Source organism: Streptomyces sp. NBC_00569 (assembly GCF_036345255.1).
GTDB lineage: Bacteria > Actinomycetota > Actinomycetes > Streptomycetales > Streptomycetaceae > Streptomyces.
Map to the genome: position 1 here is coordinate 9,227,419 of NZ_CP107783.1, position 13,433 is coordinate 9,240,851.

The 13,433-nt window shown below is 70.4% G+C and carries 15 protein-coding genes; 7 read left to right on the forward strand and 8 right to left on the reverse strand.

Annotation, left to right across the window (positions count from 1 at the left end):
- Positions 1–8: 8 nt before the first annotated feature.
- Positions 9–725: a Clp protease N-terminal domain-containing protein gene (locus tag OHO83_RS41670; protein WP_266666322.1), complete on the reverse strand. Its 717-nt coding sequence runs from the start codon at positions 723–725 to the stop codon at positions 9–11.
- Positions 722–943 carry an AsnC family protein gene (locus OHO83_RS41675; protein ID WP_266666320.1) on the reverse strand — a complete coding sequence of 74 codons (222 nt, stop codon included), beginning with the start codon at positions 941–943 and terminating at the stop codon, positions 722–724. Before OHO83_RS41675 ends, OHO83_RS41670 begins: the two co-directional genes overlap by 4 nt.
- A 121-nt stretch (positions 944–1,064) precedes the next feature.
- On the opposite strand from OHO83_RS41675, the gene OHO83_RS41680 reads away from it, so the two are divergent.
- The 6 genes from OHO83_RS41680 to OHO83_RS41705 all read left to right on the forward strand — a co-directional run bounded on the left by OHO83_RS41680 (position 1,065) and on the right by OHO83_RS41705 (position 7,406).
- Positions 1,065–2,285, forward strand: coding sequence for an MFS transporter (locus OHO83_RS41680; RefSeq protein WP_266666318.1), 1,221 nt, complete (start codon positions 1,065–1,067; stop codon positions 2,283–2,285).
- Between the two features lie 81 nt (positions 2,286–2,366).
- Positions 2,367–3,470 (forward strand): MFS transporter, encoded by a 1,104-nt coding sequence (locus OHO83_RS41685; protein WP_266666316.1) that lies wholly within the window; start codon positions 2,367–2,369, stop codon positions 3,468–3,470.
- Complete coding sequence (locus tag OHO83_RS41690; protein WP_266666314.1) at positions 3,467–5,767, forward strand: molybdopterin oxidoreductase family protein; 2,301 nt, start codon at positions 3,467–3,469, stop codon at positions 5,765–5,767. Before OHO83_RS41685 ends, OHO83_RS41690 begins: the two co-directional genes overlap by 4 nt.
- A 9-nt stretch (positions 5,768–5,776) precedes the next feature.
- Positions 5,777–6,379: a 4Fe-4S dicluster domain-containing protein gene (locus OHO83_RS41695; protein ID WP_266666312.1), complete on the forward strand. Its 603-nt coding sequence runs from the start codon at positions 5,777–5,779 to the stop codon at positions 6,377–6,379.
- The gene (locus OHO83_RS41700; RefSeq protein WP_266666310.1) at positions 6,376–7,032 is read left to right on the forward strand and encodes a QcrA and Rieske domain-containing protein; all 657 of its coding nucleotides are present in this window, start codon (positions 6,376–6,378) and stop codon (positions 7,030–7,032) included. The genes OHO83_RS41695 and OHO83_RS41700 overlap by 4 nt, the downstream gene beginning before the upstream one ends.
- The gene (locus OHO83_RS41705) at positions 7,029–7,406 is read left to right on the forward strand and encodes a hypothetical protein (RefSeq protein ID WP_266666308.1); all 378 of its coding nucleotides are present in this window, start codon (positions 7,029–7,031) and stop codon (positions 7,404–7,406) included. Before OHO83_RS41700 ends, OHO83_RS41705 begins: the two co-directional genes overlap by 4 nt.
- Positions 7,407–7,473: 67 nt before the next feature.
- Here OHO83_RS41705 and OHO83_RS41710 read toward each other — a convergent pair whose 3' ends face one another.
- The 5 genes from OHO83_RS41710 to OHO83_RS41730 all read right to left on the reverse strand — a co-directional run bounded on the left by OHO83_RS41710 (position 7,474) and on the right by OHO83_RS41730 (position 12,346).
- Positions 7,474–8,118 (reverse strand): response regulator, encoded by a 645-nt coding sequence (locus OHO83_RS41710; RefSeq protein WP_266666306.1) that lies wholly within the window; start codon positions 8,116–8,118, stop codon positions 7,474–7,476.
- Positions 8,119–8,254: 136 nt separating this feature from the next.
- Entirely contained in the window at positions 8,255–9,628 is a 1,374-nt protein-coding gene (locus tag OHO83_RS41715; protein ID WP_266666304.1) for a sensor histidine kinase, read from the reverse strand.
- Positions 9,629–9,778: 150 nt separating this feature from the next.
- A complete protein-coding gene (locus OHO83_RS41720) occupies positions 9,779–10,576 on the reverse strand; it encodes an ABC transporter permease (protein WP_266666302.1) in 798 nt (265 codons plus the stop codon).
- Positions 10,573–11,316 carry an ABC transporter ATP-binding protein gene (locus tag OHO83_RS41725; protein ID WP_405603058.1) on the reverse strand — a complete coding sequence of 248 codons (744 nt, stop codon included), beginning with the start codon at positions 11,314–11,316 and terminating at the stop codon, positions 10,573–10,575. Before OHO83_RS41725 ends, OHO83_RS41720 begins: the two co-directional genes overlap by 4 nt.
- 130 nt (positions 11,317–11,446) lie before the next feature.
- Positions 11,447–12,346, reverse strand: a complete 900-nt coding sequence (locus tag OHO83_RS41730; protein WP_266666300.1) for an aminoglycoside phosphotransferase family protein — start codon at positions 12,344–12,346, stop codon at positions 11,447–11,449.
- Positions 12,347–12,645: 299 nt separating this feature from the next.
- Here OHO83_RS41730 and OHO83_RS41735 point away from each other — a divergent pair, with 299 nt between their 5' ends.
- On the forward strand, positions 12,646–12,999 hold the full coding sequence (locus tag OHO83_RS41735) for a VOC family protein (protein ID WP_266666298.1): 354 nt from the start codon (positions 12,646–12,648) through the stop codon (positions 12,997–12,999).
- On the opposite strand, the gene OHO83_RS41740 is transcribed toward OHO83_RS41735, so the two are convergent.
- Entirely contained in the window at positions 12,996–13,412 is a 417-nt protein-coding gene (locus OHO83_RS41740) for a cytidine deaminase (protein WP_266666296.1), read from the reverse strand. The genes OHO83_RS41735 and OHO83_RS41740 overlap by 4 nt on opposite strands.
- Between the last annotated feature and the right edge of the window lie 21 nt (positions 13,413–13,433).

The following is a 13,433-nucleotide window of genomic DNA, read 5'->3' on the forward strand; positions in this document are numbered from 1 at the left end:
AGGCGGGGTCAGCTCGCCTGCCGGTACCGGTCGGTGATCGCGGTGCGCAACGCCGGGGCCGAGGCGCCGAGCGCCGACAGGACTGAAGGCACGAGGCCGCCGGTCATGGTGACGAGGCTGAGCCCGAGGTGCTCGACGCCGATGTGACGGTCGTGCCGGGCCTGTGCCTCGCGGACGGTGTTCGCGAGGCTCTCCTTGGCGCGAGGGGAGAACCGGATGTGCCCCCCGGAGCGAGCGTCGGCGGCTCGGTACAGGCCGGTGGGGGCGGCGGCCGCCGCCGTGAGGACGGGGCGTCGGGCCGCGCGCCGCCGGCGCCAGTGGCGGGCGAGGGCCGTGGGAACTGCGCGACGCGGGCCGCGCCTCGACGGTCGGCGCCCCCTGTGGACGACGCTCTCGGCGCGCGCGAGGGCTTCCGGTCCGAAGGACTCCTCGATCCTGGCGCGGACCGCGTCGATGTCGATCCCCACGGACGCCAGAGCGTCCCGGTTGAGGGTGCCGAACAGGTGGGACCCGGCGCCGAGTCCGACCAGACGCACGATCTCCTCCTCCACGCCCTCCGGCGTCACGCCGTGCTCGCGCAGGGCGGCGCTCGCGGGCTGGTCCAGGGAGACGAGGGCGAGCAGGAGATGCTCGGGGCCGATGTGGTGGTGGCCGAGCCGGCGGGCGTGTTCCTGGGTGTGGACCACCACGGTGCGGGCGTCCGGGCTGAAGCGTTCGAACATCATCGACTCCCCATCAGGCGGCCGTACTTGCGGTGCACGGTCTGTTTGGTGACGCCGAGCCGCTCCGCGATGTCCTGCCAGGACCAGCCCAGCTTGCGGGCGTTCTCCACCTGGAGGATCTCCAGGCGTTCGGCGAGTTCTCGTAGGGCGGCCACGGCGCGGAGCCCCGTGTCCGGGTCGCTGCTGGCGGCGCCCTCGGCGATTTCGAGTGTGCTCTCCATGGCCGTCAGCATATGCTGACGGCCGACTGGCGTCAACATATGCTGACGCGGGCGCGAGGTGCGCGAATCGATCGGAGCATCAGATCGGGCCGGACACCCCAGGCCTTCCTAGCATCGGCATGTGGAACACCTCGCACCCGAGCGGACGGCTGAGCGGACGGCTGAGCGGCCACCTGCCGCGGCCTATCGCAACCTGGCCGTGGCCACCGTCGGGTTCGCCCTCACCTTCTGGGCGTGGGCCCTCCTCGCCCCGCTCGGCGGCGACTTCGAGGAACGTCTGAACCTGAGCTCGTTCAACCAGTCCTTCCTCGTCGCGGTACCTGTCATCGTGGGCGCCCTCGGCCGCGTACCGGTCGGCGCGCTGACCGACCGCTACGGCGCCAGGCTGATGTTCCCGCTGGTCTCCGCCCTGACGATCATCCCTGTGCTCCTGGTCATCCCCGCCAGGCACTCCTTCGTCGCGATGCTCGGTGTCGGCTTCCTGCTCGGCATCGGCGGCACCACGTTCGCCATCGGTATCCCGCTCGTGAACTCGTGGTTCCCGCCCGCCCGTCGAGGGTTCGCGCTCGGAATCTTCGGCATGGGCATGGGCGGCGTGGCCCTGTCCGGCTACTTCACGCCGCGCATCGCCAAACACGGTGAGAACCTCCCGTTCCTCGTCGTGGCCGTCGCGCTGGCCGTGTACGCGCTGCTCGCCCGGGTCCTCATCACCGACCGCCCCGACCGGCCGATCCCCAGCAGCCCCCTCGCCACCCGGCTCGGGCAGGCGGGGCGTCTGAGGGTGACGTGGGAGCTGTCGTTCCTGTACGCGATCGGGTTCGGCGGCATCGTCGCGTTCGGCGTCTACCTGCCCACGTATCTGAAGACCTGGTACGAACTCGACTCCACCGACGCGGGCACCAAGGCGGCCGGGTTCGCCCTGGTGACTGTCGTCTTCCGGCCCATCGGGGGCTGGCTGTCCGACCGGATCCACCCGGCTACCGTCACTGCCTGCGCCTTGGCTGTCGTCGCGCTCTTCGCGATCGTCCAGGCCTTCGACCCGAAGCTGAACCCCGTGGGTACGATCTGTTTCCTGCTGATGGCCGCCGGACTCGGCACGGCGAGCGGCAGCGTCTTCGCGCTCGTCTCCCAGGTCACTCCGCAACCGCGGGTCGGCTCCGTCACCGGCATCGTCGGCGCGATGGGCGGCCTCGGCGGCTTCGTGCCACCGCTCGTCATGGGCGCGGTCTACAGCGCCGAGAACTCGTACTCCATCGGATTCATGCTGCTGTCCGACCTCGCTCTCGCCGGCTGCGTCTACGCGTACGGCCGCATGCGGAACATCGGGGCGGAACGGACGTAGGGGTGCGCGTGCCACCGACACGTCCCTCGTGCGCTGCCCAAAACGGGCATAATACGTATAAAAGTCCCTATCGTGGGCCGGGTGACTGAGCCACCCGCACCCCTCGCCGCCCCCGCCCTGGACGAGCCACCGCCCGCCCGCGTGGCCGGCGGGCGAGGACCCCGTTCGGTCGCGGGGCGGGCCACACTCGCCGGCACCATCGTGTCCGTACTGCTCATCCTGGCCATCGTGTTCGGCAGCCGGATGCTCAAGGACTTCGACTCGGCGCTCCTGCCGTACGCCGTCGCCACCGTGTTCCTCGCCTTCGGCGTCGCCTACCGCTACACCGTGTGGATCTCCGCCCCGGGCGCCCGCCGCCTGTTCAAGCAGGGCTGGCGCAGCCTCTTCTCGGCCGACAACTTCCGCAAGGCGCCCACCGCGCTGCCGAAGATGATCGCCACCTACCTCGGCTTCCAGAAGTTCCTCGGCGCCCGCTCGCACGCCCGCTGGGCAGCCCACCAGCTGATCTTCTGGGGCTGCATCCTGGCCGCCCTGATCACCTTCCCCCTGACCTGGGGGTGGTTCACGTTCACCTCCCCGTCCGGCGCGGGCCCCGGCTACGCGATGCGGATCTGGGGCATCAAGATCATCGGCTTCGACTCGCTGAACATCCTCGGCTGGCTGATGTTCCACGGCCTGGACATCGCCGCCGTTCTCGTGATCCCCGGCGCCTCCTACTTCCTGTGGCGGCGCATGAAGGACCGCGGCGCCATGACCGGCCAGCGATTCGCCTACGACCTGGTCCCGCTGATCGCCCTGATCGTCATCTCGGTGACGGGCCTGCTCCTCACCTTCTCGTCGATCTTCCTGCACGGCGGCGGCTACGAGTTCCTGGCGGTCCTGCACATGGTGTCGGTGGTCTTCACCCTCATCTACATCCCGTTCGGGAAGTTCTTCCACATCGTGCAGCGGCCGGCCGCCGTCGGCATGCAGCTGTTCAAGTACACGGCCCGCACGGACGAACAGGTCTTCCACTGCAAGCGCTGCGGTCAGCTGATCGACACCGCCCCGTACGTCGAGAACCTCCAGGGCACCATGCGCGACCTCAAGCTCGACTTCGACACCTGGACCGAGTACTGCCCGCGCTGCAAGCGCGTGCTGCGCGGTACCGCATACCTCAGCGACGTGAAGAAGGGCTTCAAGTGACCCGGCAGTACATCCCGCTTGACCCCTCCATCGCGCCGCCCGGCACCCGCAACTTCCGTGACGCGGGCGGCATCCCCGCCGACCAGTGGCACGCGGACCAGAACGGCGAGACCCTCGTCCCCACACACTGCTGCTTCTGCGGCGTCCAGTGCGGGATGTATCTGCGGGTCGACAGGGGCGGCAAGGTGTTCGGCGTCGAGCCCCGCAACCACGACATCAACCGCATGCGGCTCTGCCCCAAGGGCATCAACGCCTACCAGCAGATCAACCACCCGGACCGGCTGACCGCCCCCCTCATGCGCCGCTCCCGCGACGAACCCTTCCGCGAGGCGACCTGGGAGGAAGCCCTCGACTTCACCGTCTCCGAGATCCGCCGCATCCAGTCCGCCCACGGCAATGACGCGTTCGGGCTGCTCGGCGGTGCGAGCCTGTTCTCCGAAAAGACGTATCTGGTCGGCAAGTTCGCGCGCGTCGCCCTCAAGACGAAGCACGTCGACTACAACGGCCGCCTGTGCATGGTCTCCGCGGCCGGAGCCAACAAGCTGTCGTTCGGGATCGACCGGGCCGGCAACCCGTTCTCCGACATCCTCCTCTCCGACTGCCTGCTGATCGCCGGGTCGAACGTGGGGGAGTGCTTCCCGGTGATGACCCAGTACGTGTGGGGCGCCCGCGACCGCGGCGCCGTCCTCATCGTCATCGACCCGCGCGAGACGGCCGTCGCCCGCACGGCCGACATCCACGTCGCCCTCAAGCCCGGCACAGACTCCGCGTTCTTCAACGCCGTACTGAACGTCGTCATCCGCGAGAACCTCGTCGACGAGGAGTACGTGGCCGCCCACACCACCGGCTGGGACGAGGTCAAGGCCACCGTCGCGACGTACACCCCGGAACGGGCCGCCGAGATCTGCGGGATCCCCGCCGCACAGGTCGTCCAGGTCGCCAGAGCCTTCGCGGGCGCCAACAACGCCATGGCCTGGCACGCCCGCGGCATCGAGCACCATTCGCAGGGCGTCGAGAACTGCCTCACCGTCATCAACCTCTGCGTGGCCACCGGCAACATCGGCAAGCCCGGCGCCGGCTACGGCACCATCACCGGTCAGGGCAACGGCCAGGGCGGCCGCGAGCACGGCCAGAAGGCCGACCTGCTGCCCGGCGGGCGCTCCATCCTGAACCCCGACCACCGACGGCAGATCTGCGAGATCTGGGGCATCGAGGAATCCGAACTCCCCACCGCCGGCACGTCGATGATGGAAATGGTCTGGCAGATGCAGCGCCAGGAGATCCGCGGCCTCATCGGCATCTGCAACAACCCGTTCGTCTCCCTCCCCAACTACAAGACGGTCAAGGACGGTTACGACCGCCTCGAGTTCCACGCCCAGTTCGACTTCTTCCTCTCCGAGACGGCGGACAACGCCCACGTCGTCTTCCCCGTCACCACCTGGGCCGAGGACGAAGGCGTGATGGCCAACGCCGAGGCCCGGGTGGTCAAGCACAACAAGGCCCAGGAGCCGCCGGAGGGCGTACGCACCGACACCTGGGTGATGTGCCAGCTGGCCCAACGCCTCGGCGTGGGCGACAAGTTCGACTTCCCCGGCTGCCGCGAGGTCTTCGAGGAACTGCGCATCGCGTCGGCCGGCACGGTCAACGACTACTACGGCATCACCTACGACCGCCTGGAAGAGACCGGCGGCATCGCCTGGCCGTGCCCCACCACCGACCACCCCGGCACCCCCCGCCTCTTCGAGGACGGCAAGTCGTACCACCCCGACGGCAAGATCCACCTCCAGACCGTGGAGTGGCACCCGCCGATGGACCCGTACGACGACGACCACCCCATGTCGCTCACCACCGGCCGCACCGTCGCCCACTTCCTGTCCGGCAACCAGACGCGCCGGCTCGGCGCCCTCGTCGAACAGACCCCGCGCCCATGGGTGGAAGTGCACCCCTCGCACGGCTTCAAGAACGGTGACCCGGTACGCGTCGTGACGCGCCGGGGCAGCGAAGTGTTCCCCGCCCTGGTCACCGAGGCGATCCGCCCCGACACCGTCTTCGTGCCCTACCACTGGCCGGTCCCCACAGCCGCCAACGCACTCACCATCGACGCCCTCGACCCCCGGTCCAAGATCCCCGAGTACAAGGTCTGCGCCTGCCGCGTCGAGGCCGCCGAACAGATCGACGAGGTGCCGGCGCCCCCGACCGCGCCGGGCCACGTCGCGTACCCCGAAGCCCAGGTGTCCCGCACCGACCCCCTGCCGCCCACGTCCCCGCAGGGCCGTGGCACCGCCGAGAGGAGCTGAGGTCACACCATGATGGGCAGAACGATCTTCATCGACCCGGGCCGTTGCATCGGCTGCCAGGCGTGCGTGTCCGCCTGCCGCGAATGCGACTCGCACCGCGGCAAATCCATGATCCACCTCGACTACCCCGACGAAGGCCACTCCGTCGCGTCCCTCCCCACGGTGTGCATGCACTGCGAGGACCCGGTCGCCCCGTGCGCCGAGGTGTGTCCCGCCGACGCGATCCTGGTGACCGCCGACGGCGTGGTGCAGCAGGCCGACACCACCCGCTGCATCGGCTGCGCCAACTGCGTCAACGCCTGCCCCTTCGGCGTACCGAAGATCGACCTCCAGGCCAAACTGCAGATGAAGTGCAACCTCTGCTACGACCGCACCTCCTACGGGCTCGCCCCCATGTGCGCCACGGTCTGCCCCACCGGCGCGCTCTTCTACGGAACGCTCGAGGATCTCCAGGCCGAACGGCCCGGCGTCCAGGTCGCGGACTCCTTCACCTTCGGCGACGTCGTCGTCAACACCGGCGTGGCGATGGTCGTTCCCGCCGACAAGGTCCAGTGGCCGGTGCCCGGCGGGCTGCCGATCGTCCAGGTCAACGGGAAGGACGTGAGCCGATGAGCGTCACCGAACAGCCCCCCGTCCCCGAACACGGCACCGACGACGACTCGGCCCGGGCGGCGCTCGAGGACCGCATCTCCGCCGACTCCCTCACCACGCGCCGGGACTACCTCCGTATCGTCACCACCGTCTCCGGCGGCCTGGCCGTCGGAGGCATCGCCGTCGCCGGGGGAGTGCTGCACCGGCACGGCGACACCGACGGCGCGCCGGACGCCAAGCAGGTCACGGACCGGCTCGCCCCCGGCGAGTCCATCGCCTTCCGCTACCCCGGTGAGGACGACCGCGCCGTCGCCGTCCGCCTCACCGACGGCAGCCTCGTCGGCTACTCCGCCGTCTGCACCCACCTGGCCTGCGGCGTGCTGTGGCGCAAGGACCGCGGCAGCGAGGGCGAGTTGTACTGCCCTTGCCACGAAGGTGTCTTCGACGCCCGCACCGGCGAGGTCACCGCGGGCCCGCCACCGCGCGGCCTGCCCAAGGTGCTGCTCGTGGAAAAAGCCGACGGCAGTGTCTGGGCGGTCGCCACGGCCCGCTCCGGGGAGAGCCCCCAGGAAGCGGTCTGCCGCGAGTTCGCCGGCTCGCAGCCCGCGGCGAGGGCCCAGCTGGGCTGCCCCGTCGCGACCGGCGCCAACGGCGGGAGGAACCAGCGGACATGAGCACCGAACAGCCCGAAGGCCACGCCCCGATGCCCGACTACACCCCCGGCAGCGCCCAGCCACGCCTCAACCGCCCGGTCCGGGAGCGCTACCCGCAGATCCGCCCGACCAGCGGCTACGGCGACCCCCGGATCCAGCACACGGGTCCGGGCCCCGGCGCAGGCACCGACCAGGAGCCGGAGCGCTCCTCGAAACTCACCGCCCGCCTCGTCCTGGCGATGACCGTGGTCATCGGCCAGCTCTGGGGCCTCAGCGTGATCGTCAACGAGTGGATGATGGGCGAGACCGGCACGGCCTGGTGGGGCGCGGCCTTCCTGTGCCTGTCGTTCCTGGTGGTCCTGGGGCTGTGGCTGCTCGACCCGAAGGACCGCTGAACTCCTGCAAAAACGACGTCAGTTGGGGGCTGCGGGTCCGGCCCGAACCCCAGTGGACCGGCGTCGCTCACGACTCCAGGTAGCGCAGTACGGCCAGCACGCGCCGGTTCGCGTCCTCCGATGCGGGCAGGCCCAGCTTGCCGAAGATGGCCGCGACGTGTTTCTCGACCGTGCCCGCCGACACCACCAGCGTCTGCGCGATCGCGGCGTTCGTCCTGCCCTCGGCCATCAACGCCAGCACCTCGCGCTCGCGTGACGTCAGCGACTCCAGGTCATCTCCACGACGACTCGCACCGGCCAACTGAGTGACGACCTCGGGGTCGAGGGCGGTGCCACCGGCGGCGACGCGGGACAGCGCGTCGGTGAACTCGGCGACGTTCGCGACCCGGTCCTTGAGCAGGTAGCCGACCCCGGCGGAGCCCGCGGCGAGCAGCCTGGTCGCGTACTTCGTCTCGATGTACTGGGAGAACAGCAGCACACCCGTGCCCGGGTGCTCGCGCCGGATGCCGATCGCGGCTCGCAGACCCTCGTCGGTGTGGGTCGGCGGCATCCGGATGTCGACGACGGTGACGTCGGGCCGGTGCTCGGCGACGGCGGCGCGGAGCGCGTCACCGTCGGGCACGGCCGCGCACACCTCATGGCCCCGCTCGGCCAGCATCTGGGCAAGCAACTCCCGCAACACGGCGGCATCTTCGGCGATCACGATGCGCATGGGGGCATGTTCTCACGGCTCCGATCGGGGGACGGACGGCGCCGACGTGCTGCGCACGACCCCGCCACGGTGTCACTCACAGCGTCATCCATGGCGTCACCCACAGCGTCATCCATGGATTCCGTCACGGTGTCACTCATGCGTGGAGCGGCAGTTCCACCGTCACCGCGGTCGGACCGCCGTTCGGGCTCGACACGTCAAGGCGCCCGTCCACCGTCCGCACCCGCTGCCGAAGGCCCGTCAACCCGCTCCCGGCGCCGAACGTCGCCCCGCCGCGGCCGTCGTCCGTGACCCGCAGCCGCAGCAACCCGTCCTCCTGCGCCACCCGCAGCACCGCCCGGCGCGCCCCACTGTGCTTGATGACGTTGGTGAGCAGCTCCGCCGCGCAGAAGTACGCGATCGTCTCGATCGCCGGCGTCGGGCGCTGCGGCACGTCCACCGAGAGCTCCACCGGCACAGTGCTCCGCGCGGCCAGGGTCGACAGTGCGTCGGGCAGACCGTCGTCCAGGGCCGGGGGATGGATCCCGCGCGCCAGGTCACGCAGCTCGGCGAGGGCCTCGGTGGCGTTGCGGTGCGCGGTGTCCACCAGTTGCCGTACCCGAGCCGGGTCCGCGACCGGTTCCCCCTCCCTGCCCAGCCGCTCCTTCGCCATGTCGAGACTCATCGCCAACGCGACCAGGCGGACCTGCGCCCCGTCGTGCAGATCGCGCTCCAGGCGCCGCAGCAGGGCCGCGGAGTCGTCGACGGCGAGAGCGCGGCTCTCCTCCAGACTCCGCACACGTTCGGCGAGTTGGCCCGGACCGAGCAGCGCCCGGATGAGCCAGCGGTCCACGGAGACGACGCCACGCGTGAACCAGGGCGCCGCCAGCAGCGTCACCGCGCCGATCGCCGCCGCCACGAAGGTCCCGGCGAAACCGGTGCTGTGCGGGGCGCCACCACCGAAGGGGATCGGCGTGATCGTCGGCATTCCCGCCTCGCCGGCAGCCGGGCGCTGGTGGAAGACCGCCCAGCGCAGTGGTGCGGAGAGATTGAGCAGGGCGGTCAGCCACCAGCCGACGGCGTACAGGCCGAAGGCGGCGACGGGCAGCTTCACGAGGACGTACGCCACCGAGCGCCACCCCGCCGCATCGCGCAGCCGAGCGTCCAGCCGCGCGAACGCCTTACCCTTCGGTCGCAGCCGCGGAGGCGCCTCCACCCGCTCGCCCAGCAACCCCTGGGCGAGCCGGCGATGCACGGCGGCGCAGCCGCGCGCGAGGCCGACCGCCGCGACGACGAGCGCAAGCCCGAGGACGGCGCCGACGAGGGAGGCGGTGAGACCGGTGCCGAGGGCGAGCAGCACGAGTACGAGGACGGTGCCGACGACGGCCAGGGGGAAGCCGATCAGGCAGTACGCGGCCTCGGCCCAGGCGCGAGCCGTGAACGGCGCGCGCAGGACGGTGCCCAGAAAGACCCGACGTGAGGGCTCGCCCCTCGCGCCTTCCGGCGGCCGCTCCCCGGCTGACTCGTGCATGGCCCAAGTCTCCTGTACGTAAGTACCTGTCCGTGTAGGTCTTTGACGTACGCCTCTGCTGTATGTCACTCACTGGCGTACGACTTTGCTGTGCGTCTTTGCTGTACGCACCTGGTGCAGGCACCGCCGTAGGTATCTGCTGCGGGGCGGTCACGCGTCCCGGCGCGTCAGCAGCCAGCCTCCTGCGCCGAGCGCCGCAAGTACGTATACGCACAGCACCCCGAAGCCCACCCACGGCGAGAGCACGTCGGCCACCGGCTTGGAGACGGCGAGCGAGTTGCCGGCGATCATGGTCGGGAAGTACTTCGCCACCGTGACCCCGGTGAGCCCCGACAGCACCCCGGGCACCACATACAGCAGCCCGACCAGCGCTCCGACGGCCGCGGCCGTGTGCCGGACGACGGCGCCCAGTGCGATACCGAGCAGCCCGACCATGGCGAGATAGGCGCCCCAGAGGACGACCGCGCGCAGCACACCCGGGTCGCCGAGGCCGGGCACCGGAACGCCGTCGGAGAGCGCGAGCCGTCCGGCGAAGAAGGTGGCGAACGCGACCACTTCGCCGAGGATCAGCGTCACCGTGCCGAAGACGCCCGCCTTGGCGGCGAGGAGCAGGGGCCGGTCGGGGATCGCGGCGAGTGTGGAGCGAATGCCGCCGGAGGAGTACTCGCCGGTGACCATGAGCACGCCGAGTACGCCGACGACGAGCTGGCCGAGGGCGATCCCGGCCAGCACGTTGTCCACCGGGTCGAACGTGGCGACCTTGTCCGGGCTGGGGGCGTGGGTGTTGGCCATGGTCACGATGCCGATGACGAGCATCCCGGCGACGGTGGCCACCAGCGCCCACAAGGTGGAGCGCAGGCTGCGCAGTTTGATCCACTCCATCCGCGCGGCGTGGGCGAACCCGTAGCGCCCCGCGGGCAGTGTCGGTGTCGTCTGCAGGGCGGTCACGACTGCCTCCTGGGCTGTGCGGGGGCGGTGCCCCGGTACTCGGCGCTGTTCCCGGTGAGGGCGAAGAACGCTTCCTCCAGTGACCGGCCGTCGGCGGTCAGCTCGGCGACGGTGGTGTCGGCGAGCAGCCGGCCCCGGCCGATCACGATCAAGTGGTCGGCGGTGAGCGCCATTTCGCTGATGAGGTGGCTGGACAGCAGCACGGTGCGGCCCTCGGCGGCGAGTGATTTCATCAGGTTGCGGATCCATCGCACTCCCTCCGGGTCGAGCCCGTTGACGGGCTCGTCGAAGAGCAGTACTCCCGGATCGCCGAGCAGGGCGGCGGCGATGCCGAGCCGCTGCGACATGCCCAGCGAGAAACCCCCCGCGCGCTTGTGCCCCACGTCGGTGAGGCCGACGGTGTCCAGGACGGAGCGGACCCGGGCGCGGGGGATGCCGTTGGCGGCAGCCAGCGCGGCCAGGTGGTTCGCCGCGCTGCGACCCGGGTGATACGTACGGGCTTCGAGCAGCGCGCCGACCTCGCGCAGTGGCCAGCGCAGCTCGCGGTACGGCGTGCCGTGGATAAGGGCGCTGCCCGCGTCGGGACGGTCCAGGCCCGTGATCATGCGCATGGTGGTGGACTTACCGGACCCGTTCGGGCCGAGGAAACCGGTCACCGCGCCCGGGCGGACCTCGAAGCCGAGGCCGTCCACGGCGACGGTGGGGCCGTAACGTTTGGTGAGACCGCGGACCTCGATCATGGCTGCTCCCAGGTGGATACCTTCATGCCCCCGACGCTAGGCGCGCCCGCGGGCCCCTGGAACGCGGCTGACCTCCGTCTTGAGCTGGGGGATTTCCCCCAGGGGAGGGGCGTCCGCTGCGGTGGGGGCTTCAGCCCTTCCCCTCCGCGAGCTGGAGGAGGACCAGCGTGCGCTCGAGGAGCTTGCCCACGTTCTGAATTCCCAGTCGAAGGTTCCGCCGGTGGACGAAGACGGTGAGGTCGAGGGCGACCTGGGCGAAGCAGTAGGCCAGAACACCGGGTCCGGCCACTTGCTCACCGGCGTCGTACAGCATCTCAAGAGCCTCGGGAGTGAAGTCGTGGGCGCTCAGCAGCGTCGCGTAGTCGAAGACTCTGGTGCCGCTGCCCAGTGCCTCGATGTCGATGACGCCACTGACGCGGTCCGCGTCGAACAGGATGTTGCCGGGGCGGAAGTCGCCGTGGACCAGGTCCTCGGTGGGCAAGGTGACCGGTCCGTGAGCGGCGAGAAGCCGCTCGCAGGCGTCGACGAGGTCCCGTCCGGTCGGGCCGGTCCCCGCCGTCTGCCGCCAGAGGTCCTCACCGGCCATGCGGGTGGTCACGAACTCCGACCAGCATCGCTGCGGGTCGGGGTCGAGACCGGCGTGCATCTCCAGGACGCCGATCAGCAACCGGGCCTCGTGCGCGGTCACTTGTGGTGCGGTGTGGCCGGGTGCGAGTTCCTGGATCTGGTATCCGAAACCGTCGGTGCTGGTGCCGGCGGCGAGCCAGGCGGGGGTCGGATATCCGGCAGCGCGGATCTTGACGACGCCCGCGGCAGCCCGTTCGATCTGAGGGGCCCACGAGAGGTCCGGGCTCCACTTCAGTACGGCTTGCCGGCCGGTGTCATCGGCGAGGAGCCAGGCTCCTGACTGGACTCCGTCGTCGAACCGTCGAAGCAGCCGGAACTGCCCGCCATGCGTGTGGTTGGCCTCACGCAGGACCGCCTGGGCGGTGCGCGTGTCACCCTCGTCAGACATGGTGTTCCGGGACACGGAGACCTCCTGGGCAAGCCGAATGTCGATGGTGCGCACGGGACACTACGAGGGGCGGTCCCCGGAGCGCACCTCGTTTACCGGCTGTGGATACCGCCGGCCGCCACTCCGGTTTCTACGCCGAAGACGCCGGCGAAGGTCATGCCCGCACTCTGCCGCTCCCGCCCCACGTGCCACATTGGGGCAACCCCCCGCTTCCGTATGGGGGGGTGCCCCTGGAGTCCCCGACCACGAGACAAGTCGTCCACAAGGCGCTGATGACATTGAGCGCGGGCCACAGCCCGAGGAATACTCGGCCCATGGCAAACCGGTGGGTGGGAGTGACCGTCGACTGTATTGACGTCGAACGGGTGTCAGCGTTCTGGAGCGTGCTGCTGGACCGCCCCCGGGGACCGTCCGAGCCCGGCTGGGTCTATCTCGGGCATCGCGACGACCCGCAGCCCCGCCTGGTCTTCCAGCCCGTGGCCGAGCCGAGGGCCGGAAAAGTGCGCCTGCACCTGGACGTCTCGGTCGACGACATCGATCAGGGCATCGCCCAAGTCATAGGTCTCGGCGGCCGGTTCACCGGCGAGCGGCACGACTATGACGAGGGCGTGGTCGTCGTGATGACCGACCCCGAGGGGCACGAGTTCTGCCTGTCCCAGTTTTACTAGCCTGCTGCGTCGAGCTGGTGGTCGGCCCACACGTAGGTTTCGGGGAGCAGGTCGGCCACGGGGACGGTCCGGAGGCGGTCGCCCGCACCGACGATGACCTTGAGGTCCGGGAAGTAGTCGAGGAGGACCTGGCGGCACCGGCCGCACGGGGGGACGACGCCGCGGTCGCGGTCGCCCACGGCGACGATCGTGTCCAGCTCGTAGGCGCCCTGGCCGGCAGCCGCGCCGATGACGACCAGCTCGGCGCAGGGGCCCCCGGTGAAGTGGTAGGCGTTCACCGCGGTGACGATCCGGCCGTCCCGGGCGCGGGCCGCGGCCGCCATGGTGTGGTTGTCGCCCCGGCAGCGCGTGCGCGCGACATGAGCCGCGGCCTCGATGAGTTCGTGGTCGACGTGCTCGGTCTGCGTGGTCAATTTCCCTGCCTTCGAGAGGTG

Bases quoted from the DNA above. Each gene is read 5' to 3' on its own strand.
- OHO83_RS41670 (WP_266666322.1), bottom strand. From the start codon at position 725: ATGATGTTCGAACGCTTCAGCCCGGACGCCCGCACCGTGGTGGTCCAC.
- OHO83_RS41675 (WP_266666320.1), bottom strand. From the start codon at position 943: ATGGAGAGCACACTCGAAATCGCCGAGGGCGCCGCCAGCAGCGACCCG.
- OHO83_RS41695 (WP_266666312.1), top strand. From the start codon at position 5,777: ATGATGGGCAGAACGATCTTCATCGACCCGGGCCGTTGCATCGGCTGC.
- OHO83_RS41700 (WP_266666310.1), top strand. From the start codon at position 6,376: ATGAGCGTCACCGAACAGCCCCCCGTCCCCGAACACGGCACCGACGAC.
- OHO83_RS41705 (WP_266666308.1), top strand. From the start codon at position 7,029: ATGAGCACCGAACAGCCCGAAGGCCACGCCCCGATGCCCGACTACACC.
- OHO83_RS41710 (WP_266666306.1), bottom strand. From the start codon at position 8,118: ATGCGCATCGTGATCGCCGAAGATGCCGCCGTGTTGCGGGAGTTGCTT.
- OHO83_RS41715 (WP_266666304.1), bottom strand. From the start codon at position 9,628: ATGCACGAGTCAGCCGGGGAGCGGCCGCCGGAAGGCGCGAGGGGCGAG.
- OHO83_RS41725 (WP_405603058.1), bottom strand. From the start codon at position 11,316: ATGATCGAGGTCCGCGGTCTCACCAAACGTTACGGCCCCACCGTCGCC.
- OHO83_RS41735 (WP_266666298.1), top strand. From the start codon at position 12,646: ATGGCAAACCGGTGGGTGGGAGTGACCGTCGACTGTATTGACGTCGAA.